Raw genomic sequence first — 26,447 nt, 5'->3', positions numbered from 1 at the left:
CCTCAGCCATGATAGCAGGCAATACGCCGCCCCTCGATCTCGCGCAGCGCCACCGGCGTCTGGTACAGCGCGCTGAGGGTCTCGCCCGTCGCAACCTCGGCAACCGGACCGGCAAAGGCGACGCGCCCCCCAGCCAGCGCCACCACATGATCGGCCCAGCTGATCGCATAGTTGAGGTCATGCAGCACGATCACGATGCTTTTGCCACGGGTATCGGCGAGACGGCGCAGCTGCGCCATCAGGTTGCGCGCATGGTTCAGATCCAGATTGTTGAGCGGCTCATCCAGCAGCAGCCAGTCGGTGTCCTGCGCATAGGCCATCGCGATGAAGGCACGCTGGCGCTGGCCGCCGGACAGCTCATCCAGAAACCGGTCGGTCAGATCGTCAAGCCCGAACTGCGCCAGCGCGGCGTCAATCGCGGCGTGATCCTGCGCCGTTAGCCGCCCCTGACTATGCGGCCAGCGCCCAAAGCCGACCAGATCGCGCACCCGCACCCGGCTGGCCACCTCCAGCTGCTGGCCAACCACCGCCATCCGCCGCGCCAGCTGATCCGGTCTGATCGCGCGCAGATCGCGACCCGACAGGGTGATCGCGCCGCCACTTGCAGGCATCTGCTGCGCAATCAGCTTCAGCAGGGTCGATTTACCCGCCCCGTTCGGCCCGATCAGCGCGGTGATCTTCCCGGCAGGCAGGCTGGCATCAACCGCGTTCAGGATCGTCTTTCCAGCCAGTGTGAACGACAGGCCCGCCACGGTGATCATCTCAGTTTTCCTTTCAACAACAGCACGATGAACAGCAGCCCACCGCAGAATTCGATCACGATCGCAAGGCTGGACTGCAGGTCCAGAAGCCGCTCGAACAGGGTCTGCCCCGCCACCAGAACCAGCGCCGCAATCAGCGCCGAAGCAGGCAGCAGCAGCGCGTGGCGATGGCTTTGCATCAGGCTATGGGCAAGGCTGGTGACCAGCAGCCCGAGAAAGGCCAGCGGACCAACAAGGGCGGTAGAGACCGAAACCAGCGCCGCAATCACGCAGAGCAGCTGCAAATGCAGCCGGTCATACCGCACCCCCAGACTGCGGGCCTGATTGCGTCCCAAGGCCACGACATCCAGCAGCGCCGAGCGGCGCAGCAGCCACAGGGCAACCGGCAGGATCACCACCAGCGCCGCCAGCAGGGCGGTCCGGTCGATACTGCCGAACTGTGCAAACATGCGCCCCTGCACCACGGCAAAGGCAGACGGATCCATCAGCCGCTGCAAAAACCCGGCCAGGGTCCGCAGCAATACCGCAATCACCACGCCAACAAGGATCAGCAGCTGGATGTCCCCCCGGGTCCGCCGCAGCAGGCTGGTAAACAACAGCAGCGCCGCCGCCATCATCACGGCGGTGTCCAGCGCAAACCCGGCAAATCCCGACAGCTGCACCATCCCCGCAAGGCCGAAAACCGCAACCAGCACCGATTGGGTCAGCAGAAACAGCGCATCGAACCCCATGATCGAAGGCGTCAGGATCCGGTTCTGACTGAGCGTCTGGAACAGCACAGTGGCCAGCCCGACCGCAGCCCCGACGCAGAGCAGCCCGGCCAGCTTCGTCATGCGCAGCCCAAGGATGTAGCGCGATGGGGCGCCCTCAGACCATGGCAGGCCCCAGCCGACAAAACCAACTGCCGCACCCATCAGCAGCCCCGCCAGCAGCAACAGGCGCCGGTCGATCCATGAGAAGGACAGGTCAACCATGTGCGCCCCGGCGCAGCAGCATGATGAGGAACAGCGCCGCTCCGAACAACCCGAACACCGTGCCGGCCGGAATCTCGTAGGGCGCCCGCAGGACCCGCCCCAGCATGTCGCAGATCAACAGCAGCCCGGCGCCGGTGGCCGCCACCACGGGCAGGCTTTCACGCAGATTGTCGCCCATGATCCGGGACACCAGATTGGGCACCACCAGCCCGACAAAGGGCAGCACGCCCACGGTGACAATCACCAGCGCCGACACCAGCGATACCACCACCACGCCAAAGCCCAGCACCTGCCGGTAGCGCAGACCGAGGCTCCGGCTGGCGACCTCTCCCAGACCGGCAATGGTGAATTGATCCGCCACCAGATAGGCCAGCACCGCAAGGACGCCCGCCAGCCACAACAGCTCGTAACGGCCTGACAGGACGCCGGAAAATTCGCCGCTCATCCAGATCGCCAGATATTGCAGCAGATCGGCCTGAAACGCGACGAAGCTGGCGCAGGCCGCAAGGATGCCGCCATAGACCAGCCCCACCAGCGGAACTAGCAGGGGCCGCTGCGGTGGAATGCGCCGGGCCAGCGCCAGAAAGACCAACGTCCCGAGCAGCGCTGCAACCGCCGCGCAGAGCATCTTGGCAAAGATCGGCCATGCCGGCGCCAGCAGGGTGGCCCCCAGCAGCCCCAGCATCGCCGCCTCATTGGTGCCGGTGGTGCCCGGCTCGACAAATCGGTTGCGCACCAGCAGCTGCATGATCACCCCGGCAACCGCCATCGTCGCTCCGGTCAGGATCACCGCCAGCGTGCGCGGTATGCGACTGACCAGCAGCAGCTGCGCCGCCCGTGGGTCGTCAAACAGTGCCAGCGGCGAGACCTGAGTGACGCCAATCGCGCAGCTCAGCACCGCCAGACCCGCCAGCAGCAGCAGACACAGGCCCAGCCGCCCCGCCGGTGATCCGCCCGACACGCGGGCTGGCGCCGCGGTTTCAGCCACCGCGCGCAAACCCGGCCAGGATATCCTCCAGCGTCGCGGTCATCGACTGGATGCCACCGCCTGCGATGTAGATGCTGGCGGAGTTCAGATAGATGACCTGACCTTTTTTCCAGGCCTCGGTGCCGGTCACCAGCGGATTGTCCAGCGTCGCGGCGGCGGCCTGATTGTCCTGCCCGATGGCACTGGCCCGGTCCACGACGATCAGCCAGTCGGGATTCGCCTCAGCGATATATTCAAAGGAAATCGCCTCGCCATGGGGCGCGGCCTCCGCCGCCTCAGCCGCCGCCGCGGCAGGTTGCTCGACCACCGCTTCGGGCAGGTTCAGCGCGTTGTGAATCCAGCCAAAACGGGACTCGCGGCCATAGGTTGTCACCTTCGGACCATTGGTCATCACGATCAGCGCGCGCCCCCGGTCGGCAACGGCGGCGCGGGTGCTCTCCAGCTTGGTCAGAAACGCCGCCTCAAGCGTGGCGGCCTGCGCGCTCCGGCCCATCAGCGCGCCATAGCTGCGCAGCCGTGACAGCGCGATATCCACATGATCCGCGCCCCAGATCGTCATGTCCACGGTGGGCGCAATCTCCGAAAGCGCATCGACCTGAGCGGAGGACCGCCCGCCCGCAATGATCAGATCCGGCCCCAGCAGGGCAATCGCCTCGAAATCCGGTTCAAACAGCGTCCCGACCGGGGTCGCCTGCGCCTGCTCGGCGTTCAGATAATCGACATACAGCCGCGATGGCAGCCCTGCCATCGGCACATCCAGTGCCGCCAGCGTATCCGCAGCTGCAACATCCAGCACCACGAGGGCCTGCGGCTGCGACGGCACAGCCTGCGCGCCCCGCGCGGTGTCAAGAAGGGGTGTCTCCGGCCTGTCGTCATTGGCGGCAGCAGCGCCGACCAATCCAAGCACCAGCGCAGCAGTCAGCTGCAATCGCGTCCAATTTGCCATGTTCAATCCCGTCAGATGGAGGAAGGCTGGCGATATGGCTGGCTCAAAATCGCCCGCTTGTTAGGCCGGGACCGGGCAAAAGTCCAGACGTCATTGCCTGCGCTGTCTGTCCACAGCACGCTGCGGGGGCCCGACCATCAGCCAGACAGGCAGACAGGTAAGGCAAGATTTTTTGCCACCGCTGCTTGCAAGGTACCGCAATGCTCACTATGAGACCCAAGGCCCCAGCGGGGGCAAAGCCAGGTTACCCCAAGCTATCAGCACATTATCACGCGGGTTAACATGGCACATCAAACAGCACAGAAATCCTCCCTCCTCATGACCGGGCTGCTGTGCAGCACGGCGCTCACTCTCTTTTCCGCAACAACAGGTTATGCGCAGGACGACACTGTCCTGTCGCTCGACCCCATCCTTGTGAAGCAGCGCGACAGCGATGGCGAAGCCGCTGACCGGGCGACGGCGGTCTATGTGGCGGATGCGGAAATCGAACGCGCCGCGATGGGCGATCTGAAAGACCTTTTTGCGGGAATCGCCTCGGTGTCGGTGGGCGGGGCAATCCCGGTGGCGCAGAAGATCTACGTCAACGGCATCGACATGCTGAAACTGGCGGTACAGGTCGACGGCGTGTCCCAGAACAACCGCGTGTTCCACCACGCCAGCGCCAATGCCTTTGACCCCGGCCTGATGAAATCCGTCCGGGTCGATCCCGGTGTGGCCCCGGCCGATGCAGGCCCCGGCGCCCTGGCCGGTCGGGTGGTGATGGAAACTATCGACGCCGAGGACATCCTGACCGACGGTCAGGCCATTGGCGGCAAAGCACGTCTCAGCTACGGCGAAAACGGCGATACCTTCGGCAGCTCTCTGACGTTGGCCGGGCAGGCAGACGGGTTCGAGATCCTGCTCTACGGCAAGCGCATGACCGGTGACGATTACACCGATGGCGCCGGCGACACGGTGGGCGGCACCCGCAGCGACCTGACCGCCGGCCTGTTGAAACTAGCCTATCAGACCGACGAAGGCCACCGGTTCGAGTTCTCGGGCCAGCAGATGCAGGACACCGCCCTGCGCAACCGCCGCGCCAATTTCGGCACCGCGTCCTTCAACCCGCTTGGCACGGTCTACGACACCAAACGCACGGTCTATTCGCTGCGCTACGAGGATGTGAACGGCGGCGGCAACTGGGATCCCTCGGCCACCATCGGGTTTTCCGAGAATGAGATCGGCAGCATCGGCACCACAGAAACCAGCGTGGGTGTGACCCGGACCTATTCCGCGACCTTCCAGAACCGGTTCCACCTGTCAGAGAGCGATACCATCACCGCCGGGGTGGACTTCCAGGACCAGAAAAGCACCGCAAGCGGCGATTTCTGGGGCAGCAATCGCCCCTCGGAACAAAGCCGGACCGTCGGCGTCTTTGCCCAGGCCCGCCTGCAACCCAGCGACCGGCTGAAGGTCTCCGCCGGTCTGCGCTATGACTGGAACGATTTTACCGGCCAGGACTTCGGCCAGAGCGGCAGCCCCTATCAGCAGGACAGCTCCGGGCTGAGTGGCAACCTCTCCATCGTCTATAGCGTCAATGATGCGCTGTCCCTGCGGGCGGGCTATTCCAACGTCTTTGGCGGGATCGGGGTCGAGGACAACTTCCTGTTCTTCCGCGACTGGGATTATTCGGCGCTGAAACCGCGCCGTGCCAGCAATGTTGTCATCGGCGCCGACTGGCAGAGCGGCAACTGGACCCTTGGCGCAGAAGCTTTCCAGACCAGGATCGACGACACCCGTGACGTCGCAGGCCCGGTGATCACCAGCTATGATTTCGAAAGCCGGGGCTACAATCTGGGCGCCACCTATGGCTGGGAGGGCGGCTTTGCCCGGCTGACCTTCAGCGACAGCGAAACCCGCGTCAACGGCGCGCCCGCCTCCGGCTACTACCTGCTGGATTCCGGGGCCCCGATCGGACAGGTGCTGGCGCTTGAGGTGCAGCAGGAGCTGCCTCAATGGAACCTGGTTGTCGGCGGCCATATCGACGCGGCCTTTGACTATGATCCAAAGCTGAACGAGGTTGACCCCACAACCAAACTGGAAGGCTACGAGGTGCTGAACCTCTTTGCCGAATATCGCCCGGCCGCCTATGACAATGTCTCGATCCGCGCCGAGATCAACAACGTCTTTGACCGTCAATACGCCGACCGCGCCACCTATGGCGGCGATTATCCCGGCTTTGCAACGCTTAAGGAACCGGGCCGTTCGGTCTCCATCGTGGCCAATGTCTCCTTCTGAGCGGCGGGTCTGACCCCGCCCCGGCCCTCACCCTTCGGGCGCGCCAGACTGTGGCGCGCCCGCTTCGGCAGAAACACACCTACGGCGATCAAAACCCTTTTGAAACATGTCCGTATTGCCTAAGACCAACGCATGAAATCATGCCAAGGCGGCTGGGGTCTCCTCACCGCTTAGCCGCCAGCATTCCGCCAGTTCTCCTGTAACATCGCCAGACCGCTTACCCCGCCGGGATCCCTCTTCGGTGGCGCTGTCTGGCATCGCTGCGGAAGCGCTGTAAGAGATGCACCCAATTCCATACCGCCCCATGCGGGCGGCGGGGCCGGTCCGATGATGGTTTATCAGACAGGCCTGTTCCCCGACCCGCTGTCGGTCCCACCGACCGATCCCCACCCGGATGCCGCCGCTGAGGCGGCGCTGGCGGCCAGCCTTCAGGCGCTGCTCAACGGCTTCCTGCGCGAATGCCCCGAGCTGCCCGGCGACCACAGGTCATCGGCCCCGGATCGCGCGCCCCGGATCGACATTGCGCTGGCGCATATCCCCGCCGTGCTGCGGCTTGGCCTGCGCTATACCTCCCGGACCGGCCCGCTGAAATTCGGCGCCGCGCAGCTGCGGTTTTGCGGCGAAACCTATTGGCAGCCGGCGCCACCGGTCCAGACCATCAGCCTGATCGCGCAGGAGTGTTTTCACCGCTCCGGCGCAACGGATCCCGCCAGACTGGCAGAGTTCCTGCGCGCCATTTTCAACAGCAACGCCGAGATCGAAGCCGCGCTGCGGCGCACCGCGCCGAGCCCCAGCCCGCACCAGTTCCGGCAGGCGGAACAATCGCTGGTCTTTGGTCACTGGCTGCATCCCACACCCAAAAGCCGCGACGGCCTGACCGATTGGCAACAGCGGGCCTATGCACCTGAATATGCGGGAGAGTTCCAGCTGCACCTATTTGCCGCCCGGACCGAGATCACCCGCCAGGACAGCGCCGCCGCGCCGCTGTCGCAGATCCTGCGCGATATTGGGGGCCTGACCGATGGCCTCTGCCTGCAACCGGGCGAGCAGCTGATCCCGGCCCATCCGCTTCAGGCGCAGGCGCTGCTGCTGGATCCCGCCGTTCAGGCCCTGCTGGCCAGCGGTCAGCTGCGCGATCTGGGGCCTGCCGGTCCGGCTTTCACCCCGACGTCGTCCCTGCGGACGGTCTTTGCCGCCGAGTGCCCCTGGATGCTCAAATTCTCGGTGCCGGTGCGGCTGACCAATTCGCTGCGCGTGACCCTTGCCAGTGAATTGCAGCAGGGGGTTGCGATGGCGCGGCTGCTGCGGCGTCTGAACATCGCAACCAGCCTGCCAAAGTTTCAGATCATCGACGATCCGGCCTATCTGACCCTGACCCTGCCGGAGCGCCGCGAGAGCGGTTTCGAGGTGATTTTCCGCAAGAACCCCTTTGCGGGTGAGGCGGGCGTCGGCATCGTCCCCCTCGCCGCACTTACGGCCGATCCGCGACCGGGGTGTGCCTCGCTGCTGGCCACGCAGATCGCCGATCTCGCCGCGCGCCAGCGCAGCACCCGCAGACAGGCGGCGACGCGCTGGTTCGGCGCCTATCTCGACTGTATGCTCACCCCGGTTCTGACGCTCTATGACCGGCACGGCATCGCCCTTGAGGCGCATCAGCAGAACGCCTTGCTGGATCTGTCCGAGGGGCTGCCCCGGCAGGGCTTTTACCGCGACAATCAGGGCTATTTTATCACCGATGATGCCTTTGCCCCGCTGCGCCAGATCGAGCCCAGCCTCGCCGATGTGCCTGCGCTGGTGTTCAGCCGCACCCATATCAACGCCCGCCTGACCTACTACCTTGTGGTCAACCAGATCTTTGCGGTGATCTGGCGCATGGGCTGCGACGGGCTGCTTAGCGAAGACGCGCTCCTGCAACAGCTGCGCGATGAGTTGCACCGCCTGCGGCCGCGCTTTACCGGACCCGCGCGCGCGCTGGTGGAGCAGCTGCTCTATGCGCCACGGCTGGCGACCAAGGCCAATCTGCTGACCCGCCTGCACGATCTGGATGAATTGCAGACCGACACTCAGGAAGGGCTGTTTGTCGATATCCCCAATCCGATTGCCGCCCCGCAACGCCAGACCAGAGAGGTGATGCAAGATGCCTGTCTATGACCTCGCATGCCCATTGGGCAAAGCACAGCCCCACCCGCAAACCCGGCAGACCCGCGGCGCGCTGCGGGTGCTGCGCCAGCTATGCGAAGCGCTGCTGAGCGAAGGCTGCGCCCAAGACATCACCTGGCACGATCGCGGATTGCGCTGGCAGCTCGGCAACCGGTCTTTCCGCGCCAGCGGGCGCTGTGGCGCCTTTGGCCGTTATCGGCTGGATGCCGGCAGCATCGAGATGGCACAGGAGCACGGCTGGCAGCCCGCCGCGCTTGAGGACGTGCTCTCGGCGCTCACGGCCCCGGCGGCGGCACTGGCCGCGCTGCGCGTCGACCTTGACCGCACCGCCCATCTGGATGATCTCAACCACCGGCAGATCCCCCGCCCGCCCCGGCGGCACCAGCTGGGCATCGCCGATATGGAGCGCGCCATCCACGAAGGCCACCCCTACCACCCCTGTTACAAGGCGCGCAGCGGTTTTAGCGACCGCGATCATCTCCGCTACGGGCCTGAGGCAGGGCAGGGTTTTCGCCTGATCGGGCTGCTGCTGCACCCCGCGCTGGTCCAACAGCGCCTGCCCGATGCGGATTTCTGGCCCCGCGAGCTGGGACCGGCGGAATGGCAGCGCATCCGCAGCCTCGCCGCCACGCGCAGCGCCGAGGGCTTTGCCCTGCTGCCGGTCCACCCCTGGCAATGGGACCAGCTGGCACAGGATCCGCTGGTGCAGGCCTGGCACGCCGCAGGCCAGCTGATCCCCCTCGGCGAGATCGGCGACCGCTACAGGGCGACCCAATCGGTGCGCACGCTGATGAACGCCGACCAGCCGCAGCGCGCCCATGTCAAAACCGCAATGACCATGCGCAACACCTCGTCCCTGCGCACATTGATCCCCGAAACCGTCACCATCGCGCCGCTGATATCGGACTGGCTTGCCGCGGTGATCGCCAGTGACCCGCTGTTGCAGGATCGCTATCCGCTGACCTTGCTGCCGGAATATGCCGGCATCATCGCCGGGCGCGGCACCGCGCTGGAGGGGCATCTGGCCGCGATCTGGCGGCAAAGCCCGGCCTCGCTCGGTCTGGCGGACAATCAGATGATGCCGTTCAACGCGCTGGCCCTGACAGAAGAGGACGGCAAGCCGCTGATCGCCCCCTGGGTTGCCGCCCATGGGCGCGACCGCTGGCTGGCGCAGCTGATTGAAACGGCGGTACTGCCGGTCTGGCACCTGATGGTGGCCCATGGCATCGGGCTGGAAGCCCATGGGCAGAACCTCATCCTTCAGCATGACAACGGCTGGCCGACCGGCCTCATTGCCCGCGATTTCCACGATGGTGTCGAATATGTCGACACCCTGCTGTCGCAGCCCGCGCTATGCCCCGATCTGGCGGCGATTGACCCCGCCTTTGCCAGCGCAGAGCCGGATCAGTTCCACGCGCTCTCCTGTGCTGACGGGCTGCGCGAATTGGTGATGGACACGCTCTTTGTCTTCAACCTCGCGGATCTGTCGGACCTCCTGCAACGCCATTTCGACCTGCCGGAGACCCGGTTCTGGCATCGCCTGCGCGACCGGCTGGACCGCTACGCCGCCGATCACGGGCAGCAACAGCGCATGGCGGCCTTCGCTCCCTTTGCGCGCCAGATCCACGCCGAAAGCCTGATCACCCGCAAAATCGACCCCGACCGACGCGGCAGCTACCGCCATCTCATCGACAACCCTCTGGCCACTGCAAAGGACAGCTGACCCATGTTTGTGTTGAACGACACCCTTTCTGATCCAACCGCGCTGCACCCAAGACTGCAACAGGCGCTTGGCAATGATCTGCACCACCGCTACGCCCTGCGGATGCGCGACACCGGCCTCGGCCTCGCAACCCTGCTCTACCTAAAGGACCACAAGGTCGGCGTTTTCCCAATCCACGCCGATATCCCGGCGGAACCCGCAAAACAGATGGCGACTAAGGCCGGATGCGACTGGTTTCTGGAGGATGATCTTGTCCCGCAACCGCTGCCCCGGCAGCCCGGTCAGACCGCCAGCGCGCGCCCCGGCGCAGGCGTTCTGGTGCAGATGAGCTCCGGCACCACCGGCGCGGCCAAGGTGATCACTCGCAGCTGGGACAGCATCGCAACCGAGATCCGCACCTATGCCGCCTTCTTTGACCGCGCGGCCGGGATGACGCCGGTGATCGCCTGCCCGGTGACCCATTCCTACGGGTTGATACCGGGGGTTCTGGTGGCGCTGCACCGCGGCCATGTGCCGGTGATCATTGATGCGGTGAACCCGAAATACATTCTGCGCCGCCTGCGCGAGCTGCCAGACCCGGTGCTTTATACCTCGCCTGCGATGCTGCACACGCTGGCGAGGCTCCTGCCCCCGGACGAGACACTGAACGCCGCCGTCACCTCCGGGACCGTGCTGCCCGATCCATGGTTCCACACCATTCGCGCCCGCACCCGGCATCTGTTCCAGCAATATGGCTGTTCCGAAGTGGGCTGTATCGCCATCAATCAGGACCTGCGGGCGCCCTGCGATGTCGGCCGACCACTGCCGCATCTCGACCTGAAGGCAGGCGCACCCGGCACGCCCGGCCCGGTCCGCGTGCAGCTGACGACAGGGGAACCGGCCACCACGGATGCCGCCACGACCAACTGGGTCGAAACCGGCGATCTGGGCTATCTCACCGCCGATGGCGGGCTGGTGTTTACCGCCCGTGCGGACGATATGATCAATGTGGCCGGGCTGAACGTCTATCCGCAGGACGTCGAACGCGCGGTGATGAGCCTGCCCGATGTGCAGGATGCCGTCGCCTTTCGCCTGCCCGACCCGCAGGCCGGTTCGCGGGTGGGGCTGCTGTTTGTCGGCCCGGATCTCAGCGAGGATCAGCTGCGCGCGCACTGCGCAGATCTGCTGGCCGACTACCAGAGACCAACCTTCCTGCGCCGCCTCCCCGCCCTGCCGCGTCAGGCCAATGGCAAGATCAGCCGCCGCGACATCGCCAACAGATACGCATCCGGTACCGATCACACAGCCGATCAGCAGGTGCCCGCATGACCTTCGACAGCGTGCTGCACGCAATGCAGCAGACCCTCGCCGGACCGCTGGCCAATCCGCATATGGCGCAGTTCCGCCCCGAGGCGGTGCTGAACGATGATCTGCATATCGACTCCGTGGTGCTGATCAACCTGCTGGTGCATCTGGAAACCGACCACGGCGTGGCCATCCCCGAGCGTGATTTCCGCAAGGAGGATTTCGTCACCGTCGCCGATCTGATCCATGTGCTTCTGCCCGGCCCGCCGACCTCTCCCAGCGCAGAACCCGAGACCGCGCCCGCCAATCAGGACCCGAGCGAGATCACCGTGCATTGCTTTGTCAGCTGTCTCTGTGCGGCGATCCGGCGGCATGAGGGGCTGGATTTCCGACCCTTCTATTTTGGCACCTGGGACAGCGATTTTGCCATCACTACCCATCAGCATCTGGCCTATCACAGCGCCGAGATGACACAGGATCACTATATCCGCTGGGTCGAACGACTGTATGGCATCCGCGTCAGCCAGTGGCACGATCCCGCCCTGTCGAAATCCGACAACCTGACCCGCTTTGAAAAACTGCTCCACAACCCGGCCACCGACCGCCAGCTGGTTGTCATGCTCGACATGTTCCACCTGCCGGAGCGGGACACCAAATACAATCAGGACCCGTTTCCGCATTTCGTCATTGTCGAGCCGACCGCCGACCCCGAGGTCTGGCATATGAACGACCCGGATTATCGCTGGCGCGGAGATCTGCCGCGCGGCGCCATCCTCAATGCCATGGCACAGCCCAGCGTGGCGGGCGGCTATATCCTCGACAGCACACGCGTCCGCGCGCCCGAGCCTCAGGACCTCGTGGCCTATTTCGACGCGACCTTCCGCCCGAACGCCAACCCGCTGACGGACGCCCTGCGCGGCATTATCGCGCATCACTGCCGTCCCGACAGGCCTCTGGCACTGCCGGAGCTGGAGATCGCCCTGCGCGAACTTCCGGTGCTGTCCCTGCGCAAATACGCCTATGAACACGCCTTTGCCTTCTTCTGGCGCGCGCTGGACACCAGCTTTGCCGCGTTCGACGCCAATTGCGATCAGGTCGAGGCGCTCTGCGAGGGGTTCCGCAGCCTGCATTTCCTTGCCGCGAAAATCGCCCATACCAGAGACCGCACACTGGTGCCGGATCTGATCGCCGCGCTGGACGCATTGGACCGGCTGGAGTTTGCCATCAAGGAGGCACTTCACACCGAATTCCAGAGCTGGTGCCAGTCACAGATACCAGCGGCGCCCGCATCTGCCGCGGTGAGGACGGGGGAGCCGGCATGAAGATCTCGCTCTGCACGATTTCCTTTCGCCATCAGCTGATTGATCTGAAGGACATTGCCTTCTGGGCGCGGGATACCGGGTTTCAGGGGATTGAGCTTTGGGGCGTTCATGCCCGCAATCAGTCACCGCTGGCGATCCATAACGCCCAGTGGATGGCCGCGCAGGGGCTGTCGATCCCGATGATCAGCGACTACCTGCCCCTACAGGACCATCAGGAGCTGACCCGTCGAACCCGCGCCCTCTGTGCACTGGCGCAGGGCTGGGGCGCGGACAAGATCCGCACCTTTGCCGGGATGCAGGCCAGCGCCACGGTCCCGGCGGCGGACCGCGACCAGACCACCCGCGCCCTGCGCCACGCCTGCGATATCGCCGCCGATCACGGGCTGCGCCTGCTGGTGGAGACCCATCCCGGCACGCTGGCCGATACGCTCGCCTCAACCGTGGCGCTGATCGACGCCACCGACCACGATGCGCTGGCCATCAATTTCGACGCGCTCCACGTCTGGGAAGGCGGGGATGATCCGGTGACGGCGCGCCGGACCCTGCTGTCCAGAATTGCGCATTATCACCTGAAGAACATCTCCGACCGCACCCGCCTGCCGGTCTTTGCCCCGGCGAATGTCTACAGCGCCGCCGGCTGTCGCGCGGGCATGGTGCCGCTGATGCAGGGCGCCTATGACTACCGCGCCCTGCTGCGCGAAATGCAGCGGGACGGCGATTGCGAGGCCTCGCTGGAATGGTTCGGGGACGCCGTGTTTCAGACGCTTGCGGGTGACATCGCCGAGATCCGGGCGCTTGCCGCCGATGATCTGACCCCGACCCGACAAAAAACGCGCTCGGTCGGCTGAGCCAGCGCGGCAGAGAACGGCACGGATCAGACCTCGCGCCGTTCTCTGCCTGCCGTCAGCAATCCGCCGACGCGCAGGGGCTGCCCACCTGCCGCGACCACAGCATCGCATAGGTGCCCCCCAGCGCCAGCAGCGCGGCATGGCTGCCATCTTCGGTGATGCGGCCCTGATCCATGACGACAATCCGGTCCATCTGCGCAATCGTGGACAGGCGATGCGCAATGGCGATCACCGTCTTGCCCTGCATCACATCCCGCAATGTCTCCTCGATCTCCGCCTCCACCGCGCTGTCCAGCGCCGAGGTTGCCTCGTCCAGGATCAGGATCGGCGCATTCTTCAGCACCACCCGCGCAATCGCAATCCGCTGCCGCTGCCCGCCGGACAGGGCCACTCCGCGCTCGCCGACATGGGCGTCATAGCCGGTCCGCCCCGCCTGATCGCGCAGCCCCAGAATGAAGTCATGGGCACGGGCGCGTTTGGCGGCCATCACCATCTCCGCCTCGCTTGCGCCGGGATTGCCATATAGGATATTGGCCCGCACCGAGCGATGCACCAGCGCGGTTGTCTGCGTCACCACGCCAATCTGCGCGCGCAGGCTGTCCTGTGTCACGCTGTCGATCGGCTGGCCGTCGATCAGAATGCGCCCCCGGTCCGGGTCATCAAACCGCAACAGCAGCGACACCAGCGTCGACTTGCCCGCGCCGGACGGCCCGGCAATGCCGATCCGCTGCCCGGCCCCGATCGTCAGATCAAGCCCCGCCACACCCCCGCTGCCATCCTCCGATGCCTTGCCATAGCTGTGATGCAGCCCCTCCACGCGGATCTCCGCCCGCGTGACCTTCAGGGCCGGCGCCGCCGCTGCATCGACCACCGCATGTGGCGTTGCCAGCGACCGCAGCCCCTCGCGGATGATGCCCATGTTTTCAAACAGGCGGATCGTCACCCAGAGGATCCAGCCGCTCATGCCGTTCAGCCGGATGGTCAGTGCCGCGACGGCGGCCACCTCTCCAACGCTGACCTGACCCACCGTCCACAGCCAGATCGCCGGAGCCACCACGATCAGGATCAACACACCGTTGATGGCAATGCTGCCAAAGGCCAGCGTGGTCATCATCCGCATGAACCGCTGGTAACGCGTCCGCAGCCGCCGCAGCGCCGACAGCGCATAACCCAGCTCCTGCCCGCCCTGCGCAAACAGCTTGACGGTTTCGATATTGCCATAGGCATCGACAATCCGCCCCGTCGCCCCGGAGCGCGCATCGGACCATTTCTCCGCCGTCGCCGCGACACGGCGGGCGACATGGCGCACGTAGACGCCGTAAATCAGCACCCAGATCAGCAGCGGCACCGCCAGCCGCCCGTCGATCTGCGACAGCACCACCACCGCGCCCAGCATATAGGTCACCGCGAACAGCACCGCCTCGAACATCATATGCACGCTGTCCTGCACCGCCGGTCCCATCTGCATCACCCGATTGCTGAGCCGCCCGGCGAAATCATGCTGAAAGAAGCCGACCGATTGCCCCAGCAGATGCTGATGCGCCTGCCAGCGGACCTGTTCCTGCAGGTTGGAGGACAGGGTCTGCTCCAGCAGCAGGTGGTTCAGCCCGACCAGCGTCGGACGCAGCAGCAGCACACAGACCAGCGCGAGGATCATCTCACCGCCGTGATCGGCCCAGAACGCCGCAGCGCCACTCTCGGTCATCAGATCCACCAGCCGCCCGGCATAGAAGATCAGCCCGCTTTCCATCAGCGCGGTCAGCACGCCAGTGACCAGCATCAGCGGCAGCCATCTGCGATAGGGCGCCAGCTGCTGCCACAGATACGGCCAGAGACCGGCACGCGGCGCCGCCCTCTGCGAGGCCGCAAACGGATCGACAAGGTTTTCAAAAGCCCGGAACATAGCGCCCCTCTCAAGGATGAATTGAAATTCGCCTGAGATGTGGGTCGCCTGTCTTTCGCATCAGCAGGACAGCAGCGTGACGGTCCGTGACCCGCTGCTTCCCGCGCCTGACGCGACATCTGCCTGCACCGTAGCCGGGCCGTTCTACTGCCGCCGGATGGGTTTGTCAGCCGGATAATCCACCATGCGCCAAGTCCTGCAATCTGGCTTGCGCCCCATTTTGCGGCCCGCCGCGCACCATGGCTGGCAGCGGTGAATTCACCTTGCGCTGCGCCCCGGAATCTCTATTCTGAAAAGCTGACAGAAAAACTAAGGATTAAGCCCAATGATTACGGATACAGGCCATTTCGACACCCCCAACGCCTCCAAATACCTGCAACAGCTGTGCAAGCATTTTGCCCATAAGGTCGCCGTCACCCATGACGACAGCCGGGGCACCGTGGCTCTGGGCATGGGACCTGCAACGCTGACCGCCAGCGCCGACCGGCTCCTGGCCGAGGTCACCGCCCCCACTGCCGAAGAGCTGGATCACGCCCGCCAGATCATCGACAATCACCTGAAGCGCTTTGCCTTTCGCGAAGAATTTGAGGCGATGACCTGGGCCTCTGCAACGGCTCCTGCCTGACCGGAGGTCAGACACACAACCTGACCAGAGGTCAGACATATAAACCTGACCAGAGGTCAGAACCGGATCGCATAGGCGGTGGAGCGCCCGCCCGCGTCCATCCGCGTGACCACACCGGCCTCCTCCATCGCGCGCAGATCGCGGGTGGCGGTGGCCGGAGAAGTCTTGGTGATCTTGCGGTAGGATTTGGCGCTCAGCCCCACCGCCAGCCGCTCCGGCCCCTGCTCAAACAGCAGACGCAGCGCATGGCTCTGGCGATCATTCAACACCGGTCCGTAGCGCAGAAAGAACTGGTTGCGGCGCAGAATAAACCCCGCCTCATCGCGGGCCGAAGCCGCCGCCCGTGTCAGCGTGCGCAGAAACCAGAGCACAAATTCGGTGGCGTCAATCATGCCAGTCGCGCCCTCTTTGCGCCCTGCCTGCAGGGCGGCATAATAGGCTTTCTTGTCCCGTTCCACCTGTCGCGACAGCGAAAACGGCAACGCGCGGTTGCGGGCAAACACATGTTCGATCAGGGCGCGGCCAATACGGCCATTGCCATCTGACAGCGGGTGAATGGATTCAAACCACAGATGCGCCAGCGCCGCCTTCACCGCAACTGGCATTCCCTGATCGGCATTCACCCAGTCGAGAAACTGCGCCATCTCCGCCTCCAGCCGATCCGGCGGCGGCGCCTTATAGAGCACATCCCCCGGACCCGCCGTCGCGGAGCGCACGATCTCCATCTCAAAGCGCCGCCAGCGGCCGAGGTCCTCCACCTCCATGCCGGTGAACAGCAACCGGTGCCAAGTCAGGATCTGCGCGCTGTCCAGCGGCTGATCGGCCCGGCGCGCCGCCAGCATCAGCTCCGCCACCGCATCCGAGCGCCGCGAGATCGCCGCCCTGTCGCGATGGCGCAGCGAAGCCACAACCGAGGCTTCGATCTCGCTGGCATCCAGTGCCACGCCTTCGATTCCAAAGGAGGCCATCGCCTCCTGCACGATCTGGCGCAGCAGCATCTCCTCGCGCTCCTGCGGGGTCAGCCCGTGGACAAGCCCCGTCACCTCGCCCACCGCCTCGGCCGCGCGGGCCAGTTCGGGTTCGATATGTGCCGGATCATAGCCAAAGCGCGGCCAGGACGGAGACTGCCAGATATGCGGCATGATGTGATAAGCACCCTTAATCGGATCAAAATTTGGCTTATTATGATCTGAATAGCGGCGCTAATCAAGTCACCGCCCGCCCTCTGGCTGACGCGGGTCAAATGGCGCCGCCGACGACCGTGGCCTTGCCCCCCGGCAAGCGATGCCACGGCCCCGGCAGCAGCGAGGATCGATCAATTCGGCCTCACCCTGCGCCTCCCCCGGCCAATACGACATGCGGTAATGCGACGTTCGGCCAGGCCCATCAGGCTATGCTGTCTTCGCCGCCCCGCATCGGCCTCACACCGGATCCGCGGCGGTCAAAAACACTCAGATGCCCCGCACTCACAACAGGCCACCAGCGCCGGACCACAGCCATGCCCAACATATCCGAGGAGAGACATGGCCGTATCCCCGGCGCCTCGGCCACGCTAGCAATGCGGCACCGCAGGTGTTATCCCTTAACATTAGGGGGTATCGTCGTGGATTGGACTGATATCGACAGTCTGGAACGCTGCACCAGCATCGCCGAGCTTTGGGCGCAGAGCTTGCAGGTCTTTGCTGCGATGGGATTTGACTACGCCATCTACCTGACCGTGGACGGCGACCGCAGTCATCCACATATCCAGACCAACCTGCCCGATATCTACCAGCAACTGCCCAGCCATCGGGATCCGTTTCTGGATCACTGCTGCAACAGCTACGAGCCGCAGTTCACCGGGGCGGAATTTCTGGCCGATCACCCCTATCTGGCCGCTGCGGAAACCGCCTTCATCCGCGACGCCTCGGTCAAGAGCGGGTTTCGCGCTGGCATTGCCATCCCGGTTCGGCTGCAAGGTTCCGACCGGTTCGGCGGTTTCAACATCGGCACCAGTCTGACCCGGGCCGATTTTCTCGCCCATGTCGCGGGCAAGACCGACAGCCTGCGCTTTCTCTGCATGATCATCCATCGCCGCATGGAGGAGCTGCGACAGCCCGCGGCGGCGGCCCCGGAACAGCCCCCCGCCGAGGCCCCGGCAGAGGCCGCGTTCAACCGGTCCCTGATCGCACCGCAATCGGAGGCGCTGACCCGGCTCAGCCCGCGCGAACGCGAGGTGCTCTATCTGTTCAGCCAGGGGCTGACCACCAAGGAATGCGCGGCAATCTGCAAGATTTCGCCCCATACGGTCTCGGAATACGCCAATTCGATCTACCGCAAACTGAACGTCCGCAACCGGGTCGAGGCGATCGGCGTGCTCGCCAGGATCCGGCCCTCCGCGAGGCCCGGCCCCTAGGGTCAAAAGCCGCCCCTGCCCCCTGTCCGGCGTTCTTCCCTGCTGGAAAGGACAGCCAGACCGCCCGCAGATCTGTCCATCAGCGCAGCCCACTGCTAAAGGCCAGATAGAGAATTTCAGGATCGGGCGCGTGATGGTGGACGATAAATACCTGCTGGCATTGTCGGCCTTTCACCTCGGCATGGCGCTGTTCTGCACCAATCAGCTGCTGCTGCACCAACGCCATCAGCGCGTCTATGTGCCGCTGGCGCTGTTCTTCATCACTCAATCCGTTACCGAAATGCTCGGCATCCTTGATCTGGTGGTCACCGATGACGCCTATGATTATCTTGTCGCGCGCTTCAACAGCCTGCATGTGCCCGCCGTGTTTGCCCAGCCGCTGCTGCTCTGGCTCTACGTGCGCGGTCTCACCTCCGAGGATGACGGCCCCCCGGTCACACAAAGGTTCTGGCACGCGGTGCCCATCCTGCTGGCGATCAGCATGGTGGTGTTGTTCTGGACCATCCCGAAATCCCTGTTCGCCCAGAATGATTTGGAGTTCGCGGACCTCAGCCAGTATATTCAGGCGATCCTGATCTACTTCCAGCTGGTCGAAGTGCTGTTTTACTGCCAGGTCGCCATCTACCTGGGGCTGATCATGCGGATGTTGTCGCGATATCGCACGCGCCTGAAGGATCTGTTTGCCACCACCGAGGACCGCGAGCTGACCTGGGTCTGGTGGATCACCACCACGGTCTCCGCCTATCTCCTGCTCAGTGTCGCCGAGATTCTGGCCGACCTCTTTGGTCTTGAGCTGTTCATCCTGTTCAGCGAAGCCTCCGACCTGACCAATGGCCTGTCCAGCCTCGCCATCACCTGGGTGATCGGCGTCTGGGGCGTGCGCCAGCAGCCGGGGCTGATGCCGAAACCGCGCGGCGACACGCAGCCGCCCGCCGAGCGGGAACTGGCCGCCGCAAAATACGAACGCTCCGCGCTCACCGACGATCACGCGGCCCGTATCGCGGCCAAGATCGAACGCGCCATGACCAAGGATATGCTCTACCGCGATCCCAACCTGTCGCTCTGGGATCTGGCCAAACATATCAGCGTCACCTCCAACTACGTCTCGCAGACGCTGAATATGACGCTTCAGTCGAATTTCTTTGATTACGTCAACAAATGGCGCATTCAGGATGCGGTGAAACAGCTGCATGACAGCGATGAGACCATTCTGGTGATCGCCCATGATGTCGGGTTCAATTCGCGTTCGTCCTTTTACAACGCCTTCAAGCGCGAGATGAACACCACCCCCTCTGCGCTGCGTGCCGCCCGCGGCAGCGCCGCCCCATCGACCTGACGCCGACGACGGGGCAGCAGCTGGCCGGTGGCCTGCCGCCACCGCTCTCAGCCACCCGTCGCCCGCTGACCCCGCCAGCTGCGGCCGCGCGCGCCCAGCACCAGCATCGCCGGGGTCACCAGCAGCGTCAGCAGCGTTGCCGCCACCAGCCCGCCCGCGATGGTTGTCGACAGCTCGGTCCACCACTGGCTGGACGGCGCGCCAAACACCATGCTGCCCGCCAGCAGATCCAGCTTCATCCCCAGGACCATCGGCATCAGCCCCAGCACCGTTGTCAGCGCCGTCAGCACCACCGGCCGCAGCCGCAGCGCCCCTGCGCGCAGCGCCGCCTCATGAGGCGACTGGCCGGCCTGCCGCTGCGCATTATAGGTGTCGATCAGCACGATATTGGTGTTGACCACGATACCCGCCAGCGCAATCACCCCGATGCCGCCCATCACCACACCAAACGGCCGCCCCGCCAACAGCAGCCCAAGGAGCACCCCGGCGATGGAAAAGACAATCGCCGACATCACCACCGCCGCCTGATAGAAACTGTTGAACTGCGCGATTAGGATCACCGCCATCAGCACAACCGCCGTCACAAAGGCAAGGATCAGGAACCGCATCGCCGCATCCTGCTCCTCTGCCTCGCCCTTGAACCGCCAACTGACACCATCGCGCAGATCCGCCACCACCATCGCCTGGCGCAGCCGTTCAATCTGCGCATCCGCCAGCAGCCCCGGCGCCACATTGGCCGAGAGCGTCAGCACCCGCGACTGGTCCCGCCGCTCGATCGCGCCGGAGCGCGGCACCGGTGCAAAGCGTGTGAAATTAGCAATCGGCACCAGCCCCGCGCTGGTCGGAACCTGAAGCTGCCGCAAACGGTCAAAGCTGCGATCCGCCGCCGGAAAACGCACCCGCACATCCACCGACTCCGCCACGTCATCGGGCCGGAATGTGGTCACGGTCACACCATGGGTCAGCAATTGCACCGCCTGCCCCACAAGGTTGAGGTCCGCGCCATAGCGCGCGGCCTCGGCGCGGTCGATCTCGATGCGCCATTCCACCCCCGGCAGGGCGCGGCTGTCGGCAACATCGGTGAACCCGCCAATCCCGCCCATGATCTCGCGGATCCGGGCCACCGCCGCCTCGGCCGCGGAGGGGTCCCGGGCGGTGACATGCAGATCCAGCGGCTTGGCCGCGCTTGGCCCGTCATCCTCGGTTTCCACCCGCACCTCGACCCCCGGCAGAGCCGCCACCTCGGCACGGATCCCGGCGCCAATCTCCGCTGCGGGCGGGCGCTGGTCCCAGGGATCCAGCTCCAGCTGAATGGTGCCGATAAGGTCCAGATCATCACCCCCGCCAAGCGAGGCCACCGCATAGACGCTGGCAATCCCATCGCGGCGCAGCAGCTGATCCTCCACCACCCGCACCAGCGCATCGCGTTCATGGATCGAAAAATTGTCCCGTGCACGCAGCTGAACCTGCATGAATTCAGGCTCTATCTTGGGGAAAAAGCTCAGCCCCGCGCCGAATGTCCCATATAGGCCAAAGGTCGCGATCAACAGCGCAAGGCTCAGCAGAACGGTGGTGCCCGGAAACAGCAGTGCGCGCGCCAGCATCCGCGCATATAGCCCCGCCGTCCCACGGCCAAGGCGCGGATCACCATATTCCGCCGCATGCAACGCCCGTTTCGCCGCCGCCGTCTGCGGCGACCGCCGCGCGATCACGCCCCCCAGAACCGGGATGAACACCAGCGCCATCAGCAGCGATGCCGCCAGAGTCACGATGACGGTGATCGGCAGGAATTTCATGAACTCACCGGTGGTGCCGGTCCAGAACAGCAGCGGCACAAACACGCTCAGCGTGGTCGCGGTCGAGGAGATCAGCGGCCCCGCCATCCGCCCCGCCGCCGCGCGATAGGCCTGCGCCGGGGTCGCGCCCTCCTGCAAATGGCGATCCGCCAGTTCAGTGGTGACAATGGCGCCGTCCACCAGCATTCCGACCACCAGGATCAGCGAGAACAGCACAACGATGTTCATCGTGATCCCCATCGCCCAGAGCAGCGCCACACCAGCCAGGAACGCGCCCGGTATCGACAGGCCAACCAGCAGCGCCGCGCGCAGCCCCAGCGCATAGATCACCACCAGCATCACCAGCACGATGGCCGCCACCACATTGGCCTCCAGATCGCCCAGCATGGTCTCCACCTCGCGGCTCTCATCCAGCAGATAGTCGATCTTGACGCTCTGCGGCCACTCCTGCCGCGCCGCTGCGATCACCGCCTTTGCCGCCGCCACCGTCTCGATGATATTGGCGCCGCTGCGTTTGGTGATATCCAGCGTCAGCGCCGGCTGGCCGTTGATCCGGGCAAAGCTGCGCGGATCCTCGAACCGCCGCCGCACCACCGCGATATCGCCAAGGGTCACCACCGCACCGCCCTGCACCTTCACCGGCATCTGCATCAGATCCTGCGCCCCATCGACCAGCCCCGGCACCTTCAGCACAAACCGCCCGGCGGCACCGTCGATGGTTCCGGCGGCAATCATCGCATTGTTGCGGTTGATCTGTCCCACCAGCGCCTCGAAGGACAGCCCATAGGTGGCAAAGGCAACCGGGTCGATCAGCACCTCCAGCAGATCCGAACGACCGCCGCCGATATCGACCTCCAATATGCCTGAAACCGCCTCCAGCCGTGCCTTCAGCTCGCGCGCCATGCGGTTCAGGCTGCGCTCCGGCACCGACCCGGACAGCACCGTGGTCAGCACCGGAAACAGCGCCGTGTTGATCTCGATCACAACCGGTTCGGTGGCGGCCTCCGGCAGGTCCGGGCGGACCTGATCCACCGCCACCCGCACCCGGTCCAGCGCCTCTGCCACATCAGCACCTGCCTCGAATTCCAGCGTCACGCTGGCATAGCCCTCATAGGCGTGACCCTTCATCTCCTTCAGATCCGCCAGCCCGCTCAGCGCGGTTTCCAGCGGCTTTACCAGCAGCCGCTCACTGTCACGCGGCGATATCCCCGACAGGCTGGTGCTGACATAGACAAAGGGGATCGGAATGTCGGGATTGCTCTCCTTGGGGATGCTGACATAGGCATAGGCCCCGGCGCAGAGCAGCGCCGCAAAGATCAGGATCACCGCGCGGCTGCGGGAAAAGATCACCGCCAATATGCCGTTCACGACGGATCCGCCGCGCCGTTGCCATCGCCGCCGGGCCGCACCCGTTCGCCTGCGCTGACAAAACCCTGTCCGACGGTGATCAGCCGCAGCTGATCCGGCAGGCCGCTGACCCAGACACCGGCGCCGTCGCGCGCTGACTGGACGATCTCCACCGGGGTAAAGACCACACGGTCGGTGTCATCGACAGATTTGACGCCCAGCCCCCCCGCCATATCCAGCGAGAGCAGCGCCGGTGACAGGAAATGCGCCTGGACCTGATCCAGCGGCACCTCGATCCGGGCGCTGACCCCGGCCGGGATCGCAGCGCTGCGCTCCGCCGGATTGGCCAGCGTCAGCTCGGCGGTGAAGCTGCGGGTCTCTGCCGCCGCACTCTGCCCCAGAAAACTCAGCCGCCCCTCGGCGCTGCGCCCGTCCAGAAACCGGACCTGCGCGATGGCCCCTTCGGTCAGGGAGGCGCGCTGGTGCTGGGGCACCTGAAACACCACCCGCAGCGGATCCAGCGCCACCACCCGCGCCACCTCGGCCCCCTCCTGCACATAGGCACCGGGGATGAGGTCCAAGGCTTCGAGATGCCCGGCAAAGGGCGCGGTCAGCTGCGTTTCCGCCAGAGATTGCCGGGCCGCGGCCAGATCCGCCTTGGCCACGGCCAGCGCCTCGCGCGCCTCGCTCAGCCGCTGATCGGTGGTCGATCCCCGCTGATGCAGCGCCGCCGCGCGCGTGTACTCGCGTTCGGCCCGCAATTGCGAGGCCTCCGCCCGCGCCAGCGCCGCCTGCCGGGGACCCGCCTGCAAGGTGGCGAGGATCTGCCCCTGCGCAACCCGTGCGCCCTTCGCCACCGCAACGGTGGCCACATGGCCCGACATCTCCGCCCGCAGGGTGACGTCCCGGTCAGCCCTGCTATGCCCCTCGGCGTGCAGCAGCCGTGTCACCGGCGCCGCCTGTGACAGCTGCACAGCGACAGAAACAGGCTCTGTTACGGAGGAATTCCCACCATCTGGCGGCGGCAGCGGGGCGGCGGGCCAGAACAGCCCGACCAGCATCCAGACCACCAGCCCCAGATAGATCGCCGCCGCCAGCAGTGGCGGCCATGTCGCCCTGGCATCGCTGACAAACACCAGCTCAACCGGCGCCGCTGGAGCGGCCCCGGTAACGGCAGAGAGCGGCGGCACGGCGGCAGCGGGGCCGGTTGGCGGCGCGGTCTTCCGCCGCGCCTCCCCTGCCCTGCCCCGCGGTTTCGAGTGAAGCGGAAACGCCATGGATCAGAAGCTGTAGATCAGGCCAAGCCCGACCGAATAGCTGTCCTTGGTATTGGTCAGCGGGCTGTCGTGAACCTTCTTGTCGATCAGCTGATAATTCACCGTCCCCAGCACCGACAACGTGTCGCTGATCGGGTAGACCATGGTCATATCCACAAACGGCTCGGTGGTGGAGCCAACATCATAGGCGGCCCGCTGCGCGTTCGCCTCGCTGGCGGACACCCCGTAAAGGAAGTTGTTCAGCTTGCCGTCGCGCATCCGCGCCCCGGCGCCAATATCGACACCCAGCTGGCCCATCTGGAACTCGGTCCCGAATTTGGCCTCCGCGTGATAGCCGTCATGCTCGTTGGAGACATCCACCATCGCGCTGCCCGCCACATAGAACCCGTCAAAACGATAGGTCATGTCAAATCCCGCCTCGATCGGTGTGCTGCGCTTCAGCCCGGCAAACAGCGGCTTGTTCTCCGGGTAATCCGGCTTTTCGCCCGCACCCACGCGCACCGAAACCTGCAGGTCCTCGCTGTTCAGAATATGATAGGCGACCCCGTCCCAGCCCAGATGCAGCCGGTCGCTGTCATAGGACACAAACGGCAGGGCGGCGGCTTCGGTGCTTTCGCCCTTGTAAAGGTCGGAGGAGGCAAACGCCCCCAGCCCGAGGGTAAACTGGCCGTTGGAAAACAGCCCCTCGGCGGCGGCGCCAGATGCGCCCGCCAGACTACACGCGGTCACAAGAGCGGCGCTGCGATAAAAATTCATGGTCTTATCCTTTTTCAGATCGTGTTTTAGGTCTTGGGTATGGGTTTCGGGACGCCCCGGCGCGCCCTCGTCAGGCGCGAGCGATGCTGACCAGCTGCGGATCAGCGCAGCCGGTGGGTGATATCGGCATGGACCACGCAAGGCTCGGCTGAACCGATCTGCCGGACCATGCGCGGCGGAAAGCTGATCGTGGCCACTGCCTTCTGATCAATCAGCCCCTCCGAAATCACCCGTGTCTGCAACTCGGTCACGGTGGTGACCTTGCCGAACAGGGTGCGCTCGACCTCGGTCATCACCCCTTCCCAGCGGTTGGGGCTGGTGCGGGTCCAGTTGATATCTACCTCCCAGGCCGCATTGAGCTGGTTCAGATCCAGTGGTTTGGAAAAATGCAGGGGCTTGGAATAAAGCACCTCATCCTTTGCATCGGACTCGATCTCGCGCCGCAGCGTCGCCGAACAGCCGCTGACCGACCGGAACTGCATCAGCGCCAGCCAATGCCCGTCGCGCGGCTGGATATCATCGCTGCCGGTTCCGGCGCTGGTCGCAGGGGTGGCCCCGATGGCAAACCCCAGTGCGATGCAGAACACCACCGGCAGCAGCGGCACGGCGCGCCGATACCGCCGCAGCGCAGAGGTCAGATAACGGGACTGAAACGAAGGTCTGAGCATGGCGGGGTCTCTCTCTGGTCAGATATTCCGGTTGCGCAACAGCAGGGCTGTAGAGGGCAGGCCATCCGCCGCCTCGCCCTGACCCTAGCCAGAGCCCCGCAGCCCCGTCGTCCAACCGGGCCGGAAAGGACGCCAGACTGCCCGTCCCGGCAGGACAGGACGCCGGACAGCACGGTTTTGCCCCCGATCAGCGGGGGTCCGGCGCGATGCCGCAGAATCAGGCTTGACGTGAAACCATAAGGTATCATATTAAAAGGATACCAAACGGTATCATATAAGGAGCAGATACCGCCATGTCACAGCAGACGCCGGACCAGCAGAACCACCAGCAGCCGGAGCAACTGGCCTTTCGCGCCCTGGCGGATCCGACACGCCGCCAGATCCTCCGGCTGCTGGCGCAGGACAGCCTCACCATCGCCGAGGTTGCGGAGAATTTTCAGATGACCCGCGCCGCAGTGAAGAAACATCTCACCATTCTGGACGAGGGCAATCTGATCTCGGTCCAGACCGAGGGCCGCGCCCGGCTCAATCACCTCAACCCGGATGGGCTGCGGCAGGTGTTCGACTGGTTCGGCTTCTTTGATGCCTTCTGGGACGACCGCCTTGCGACGCTCAAATCCGAAATCGAAAAGGACATCCAATGACCGATACGATCCTGCGCAAATCCATCTATCTGCGGGCCACCCCGGCCCAGGTCTGGGCCTATCTGACAGAGCCGGAGAAACTGGCGATCTGGTTCCACAAACCCCAGAACCCACTGGTCGAAGGCCCCTATGAGATGTTCGGCACCGAAAGCGGCAAGCGGCTGATGTGGGGCGAGGTGCTGCTGGCGGAGCCCTTCACCCGCCTTGACTACAGCTTCACCATCGCGCCGATGGGCGATGGCACCAGCACCGTCTCCTGGACGCTAGAGGAGGTGCCCGGCGGCACCAATCTGTCGCTGACCCACACCGGCCTGCCACAGGGGGTCGAGGCCTTTGACCTGTTGCTGGCGCTGGACAAGGGATGGGACGAACATCTGGGCCGGATGCGGGCCTCCGCCCACGACAGCTGAGCATCGC

Annotated in this window: 21 protein-coding genes; 11 read left to right on the top strand and 10 right to left on the bottom strand. The window is 65.0% G+C overall.

Annotated features, from left to right (window positions below; translation table 11 throughout):
• Positions 1-2: 2 nt before the first annotated feature.
• From VWY60_RS01720 to VWY60_RS01705, 4 genes are read right to left on the bottom strand one after another with little or no spacing between them, the layout of a single operon-like run.
• Complete coding sequence (locus VWY60_RS01720) at positions 3-761, bottom strand: ABC transporter ATP-binding protein (RefSeq protein WP_416539711.1); 759 nt, start codon at positions 759-761, stop codon at positions 3-5.
• A complete protein-coding gene (locus VWY60_RS01715) occupies positions 758-1,735 on the bottom strand; it encodes an iron chelate uptake ABC transporter family permease subunit (RefSeq protein WP_416539710.1) in 978 nt (325 codons plus the stop codon). Before VWY60_RS01715 ends, VWY60_RS01720 begins: the two co-directional genes overlap by 4 nt.
• Entirely contained in the window at positions 1,728-2,723 is a 996-nt protein-coding gene (locus VWY60_RS01710) for an ABC transporter permease (RefSeq protein WP_374015680.1), read from the bottom strand. The genes VWY60_RS01715 and VWY60_RS01710 overlap by 8 nt, the downstream gene beginning before the upstream one ends.
• The gene (locus VWY60_RS01705; RefSeq protein WP_416537889.1) at positions 2,716-3,669 is read right to left on the bottom strand and encodes a siderophore ABC transporter substrate-binding protein; all 954 of its coding nucleotides are present in this window, start codon (positions 3,667-3,669) and stop codon (positions 2,716-2,718) included. Before VWY60_RS01705 ends, VWY60_RS01710 begins: the two co-directional genes overlap by 8 nt.
• A gap of 282 nt (positions 3,670-3,951) precedes the next feature.
• Between VWY60_RS01705 and VWY60_RS01700 the strand changes: the two genes are divergently transcribed.
• The 6 genes from VWY60_RS01700 to VWY60_RS01675 all read left to right on the top strand — a co-directional run bounded on the left by VWY60_RS01700 (position 3,952) and on the right by VWY60_RS01675 (position 13,283).
• Positions 3,952-5,946: a TonB-dependent receptor plug domain-containing protein gene (locus tag VWY60_RS01700; RefSeq protein WP_416539709.1), complete on the top strand. Its 1,995-nt coding sequence runs from the start codon at positions 3,952-3,954 to the stop codon at positions 5,944-5,946.
• A gap of 327 nt (positions 5,947-6,273) precedes the next feature.
• Positions 6,274-8,097, top strand: coding sequence for an IucA/IucC family protein (locus tag VWY60_RS01695; protein WP_416592457.1), 1,824 nt, complete (start codon positions 6,274-6,276; stop codon positions 8,095-8,097).
• Positions 8,084-9,829: an IucA/IucC family protein gene (locus VWY60_RS01690; protein WP_416539707.1), complete on the top strand. Its 1,746-nt coding sequence runs from the start codon at positions 8,084-8,086 to the stop codon at positions 9,827-9,829. Before VWY60_RS01695 ends, VWY60_RS01690 begins: the two co-directional genes overlap by 14 nt.
• 3 nt (positions 9,830-9,832) lie before the next feature.
• On the top strand, positions 9,833-11,137 hold the full coding sequence (locus tag VWY60_RS01685) for an AMP-binding protein (protein WP_416539706.1): 1,305 nt from the start codon (positions 9,833-9,835) through the stop codon (positions 11,135-11,137).
• Entirely contained in the window at positions 11,134-12,435 is a 1,302-nt protein-coding gene (locus VWY60_RS01680; RefSeq protein ID WP_416539705.1) for a DUF6005 family protein, read from the top strand. Before VWY60_RS01685 ends, VWY60_RS01680 begins: the two co-directional genes overlap by 4 nt.
• A complete protein-coding gene (locus tag VWY60_RS01675; protein ID WP_416539704.1) occupies positions 12,432-13,283 on the top strand; it encodes a sugar phosphate isomerase/epimerase family protein in 852 nt (283 codons plus the stop codon). The genes VWY60_RS01680 and VWY60_RS01675 overlap by 4 nt, the downstream gene beginning before the upstream one ends.
• A gap of 55 nt (positions 13,284-13,338) precedes the next feature.
• Here VWY60_RS01675 and VWY60_RS01670 read toward each other — a convergent pair whose 3' ends face one another.
• Positions 13,339-15,186 carry an ABC transporter ATP-binding protein gene (locus tag VWY60_RS01670; RefSeq protein WP_416537896.1) on the bottom strand — a complete coding sequence of 616 codons (1,848 nt, stop codon included), beginning with the start codon at positions 15,184-15,186 and terminating at the stop codon, positions 13,339-13,341.
• Between the two features lie 325 nt (positions 15,187-15,511).
• Between VWY60_RS01670 and VWY60_RS01665 the strand changes: the two genes are divergently transcribed.
• Complete coding sequence (locus tag VWY60_RS01665) at positions 15,512-15,811, top strand: DUF2218 domain-containing protein (protein ID WP_340547764.1); 300 nt, start codon at positions 15,512-15,514, stop codon at positions 15,809-15,811.
• A gap of 56 nt (positions 15,812-15,867) precedes the next feature.
• On the opposite strand, the gene VWY60_RS01660 is transcribed toward VWY60_RS01665, so the two are convergent.
• The gene (locus tag VWY60_RS01660) at positions 15,868-16,953 is read right to left on the bottom strand and encodes a Fic family protein (RefSeq protein ID WP_416535304.1); all 1,086 of its coding nucleotides are present in this window, start codon (positions 16,951-16,953) and stop codon (positions 15,868-15,870) included.
• 461 nt (positions 16,954-17,414) lie between these two features.
• On the opposite strand from VWY60_RS01660, the gene VWY60_RS01655 reads away from it, so the two are divergent.
• Together VWY60_RS01655 and VWY60_RS01650 are read left to right on the top strand one after the other, a co-directional pair.
• Positions 17,415-18,206, top strand: a complete 792-nt coding sequence (locus VWY60_RS01655; protein ID WP_416539703.1) for a helix-turn-helix transcriptional regulator — start codon at positions 17,415-17,417, stop codon at positions 18,204-18,206.
• A 133-nt stretch (positions 18,207-18,339) separates the two neighbouring features.
• Complete coding sequence (locus VWY60_RS01650) at positions 18,340-19,542, top strand: helix-turn-helix domain-containing protein (RefSeq protein WP_416539702.1); 1,203 nt, start codon at positions 18,340-18,342, stop codon at positions 19,540-19,542.
• Positions 19,543-19,589: 47 nt separating this feature from the next.
• Here the strand turns inward: VWY60_RS01650 and VWY60_RS01645 are convergent, their stop codons facing one another.
• The 4 genes from VWY60_RS01645 to VWY60_RS01630 form a co-directional block, all read right to left on the bottom strand.
• Positions 19,590-22,706, bottom strand: a complete 3,117-nt coding sequence (locus tag VWY60_RS01645; RefSeq protein ID WP_416539701.1) for an efflux RND transporter permease subunit — start codon at positions 22,704-22,706, stop codon at positions 19,590-19,592.
• The gene (locus VWY60_RS01640) at positions 22,703-23,962 is read right to left on the bottom strand and encodes an efflux RND transporter periplasmic adaptor subunit (protein ID WP_416539700.1); all 1,260 of its coding nucleotides are present in this window, start codon (positions 23,960-23,962) and stop codon (positions 22,703-22,705) included. Before VWY60_RS01640 ends, VWY60_RS01645 begins: the two co-directional genes overlap by 4 nt.
• Positions 23,963-23,965: 3 nt before the next feature.
• Positions 23,966-24,718: a MipA/OmpV family protein gene (locus tag VWY60_RS01635; protein ID WP_340547769.1), complete on the bottom strand. Its 753-nt coding sequence runs from the start codon at positions 24,716-24,718 to the stop codon at positions 23,966-23,968.
• A gap of 101 nt (positions 24,719-24,819) precedes the next feature.
• On the bottom strand, positions 24,820-25,386 hold the full coding sequence (locus VWY60_RS01630; protein ID WP_340547770.1) for a hypothetical protein: 567 nt from the start codon (positions 25,384-25,386) through the stop codon (positions 24,820-24,822).
• Between the two features lie 293 nt (positions 25,387-25,679).
• Here VWY60_RS01630 and VWY60_RS01625 point away from each other — a divergent pair, with 293 nt between their 5' ends.
• Both VWY60_RS01625 and VWY60_RS01620 read left to right on the top strand, forming a co-directional pair.
• On the top strand, positions 25,680-26,030 hold the full coding sequence (locus tag VWY60_RS01625) for an ArsR/SmtB family transcription factor (protein WP_416537861.1): 351 nt from the start codon (positions 25,680-25,682) through the stop codon (positions 26,028-26,030).
• Entirely contained in the window at positions 26,027-26,440 is a 414-nt protein-coding gene (locus VWY60_RS01620) for an SRPBCC family protein (RefSeq protein ID WP_416539699.1), read from the top strand. The genes VWY60_RS01625 and VWY60_RS01620 overlap by 4 nt, the downstream gene beginning before the upstream one ends.
• Positions 26,441-26,447: the final 7 nt, after the last annotated feature.

The sequence above is a fragment of the Phaeobacter sp. JH20_26 genome (genome assembly GCF_048056275.1).
In the GTDB taxonomy this organism is placed as follows: Bacteria; Pseudomonadota; Alphaproteobacteria; order Rhodobacterales; family Rhodobacteraceae; genus Phaeobacter; species Phaeobacter bryozoorum.
This window is presented reverse-complemented; position numbering and strand designations above follow the sequence as displayed.

Excerpts from the sequence above, each read along its gene's own strand:
- VWY60_RS01720 (WP_416539711.1), bottom strand. The coding sequence starts at position 761 with ATGATCACCGTGGCGGGCCTGTCGTTCACACTGGCTGGAAAGACGATC.
- VWY60_RS01715 (WP_416539710.1), bottom strand. The coding sequence starts at position 1,735 with ATGGTTGACCTGTCCTTCTCATGGATCGACCGGCGCCTGTTGCTGCTG.
- VWY60_RS01705 (WP_416537889.1), bottom strand. The coding sequence starts at position 3,669 with ATGGCAAATTGGACGCGATTGCAGCTGACTGCTGCGCTGGTGCTTGGA.
- VWY60_RS01700 (WP_416539709.1), top strand. The coding sequence starts at position 3,952 with ATGGCACATCAAACAGCACAGAAATCCTCCCTCCTCATGACCGGGCTG.
- VWY60_RS01695 (WP_416592457.1), top strand. The coding sequence starts at position 6,274 with ATGATGGTTTATCAGACAGGCCTGTTCCCCGACCCGCTGTCGGTCCCA.
- VWY60_RS01690 (WP_416539707.1), top strand. The coding sequence starts at position 8,084 with ATGCCTGTCTATGACCTCGCATGCCCATTGGGCAAAGCACAGCCCCAC.
- VWY60_RS01685 (WP_416539706.1), top strand. The coding sequence starts at position 9,833 with ATGTTTGTGTTGAACGACACCCTTTCTGATCCAACCGCGCTGCACCCA.
- VWY60_RS01680 (WP_416539705.1), top strand. The coding sequence starts at position 11,134 with ATGACCTTCGACAGCGTGCTGCACGCAATGCAGCAGACCCTCGCCGGA.
- VWY60_RS01675 (WP_416539704.1), top strand. The coding sequence starts at position 12,432 with ATGAAGATCTCGCTCTGCACGATTTCCTTTCGCCATCAGCTGATTGAT.
- VWY60_RS01670 (WP_416537896.1), bottom strand. The coding sequence starts at position 15,186 with ATGTTCCGGGCTTTTGAAAACCTTGTCGATCCGTTTGCGGCCTCGCAG.
- VWY60_RS01665 (WP_340547764.1), top strand. The coding sequence starts at position 15,512 with ATGATTACGGATACAGGCCATTTCGACACCCCCAACGCCTCCAAATAC.
- VWY60_RS01660 (WP_416535304.1), bottom strand. The coding sequence starts at position 16,953 with ATGCCGCATATCTGGCAGTCTCCGTCCTGGCCGCGCTTTGGCTATGAT.
- VWY60_RS01650 (WP_416539702.1), top strand. The coding sequence starts at position 18,340 with ATGGTGGACGATAAATACCTGCTGGCATTGTCGGCCTTTCACCTCGGC.
- VWY60_RS01640 (WP_416539700.1), bottom strand. The coding sequence starts at position 23,962 with ATGGCGTTTCCGCTTCACTCGAAACCGCGGGGCAGGGCAGGGGAGGCG.
- VWY60_RS01635 (WP_340547769.1), bottom strand. The coding sequence starts at position 24,718 with ATGAATTTTTATCGCAGCGCCGCTCTTGTGACCGCGTGTAGTCTGGCG.
- VWY60_RS01630 (WP_340547770.1), bottom strand. The coding sequence starts at position 25,386 with ATGCTCAGACCTTCGTTTCAGTCCCGTTATCTGACCTCTGCGCTGCGG.
- VWY60_RS01625 (WP_416537861.1), top strand. The coding sequence starts at position 25,680 with ATGTCACAGCAGACGCCGGACCAGCAGAACCACCAGCAGCCGGAGCAA.
- VWY60_RS01620 (WP_416539699.1), top strand. The coding sequence starts at position 26,027 with ATGACCGATACGATCCTGCGCAAATCCATCTATCTGCGGGCCACCCCG.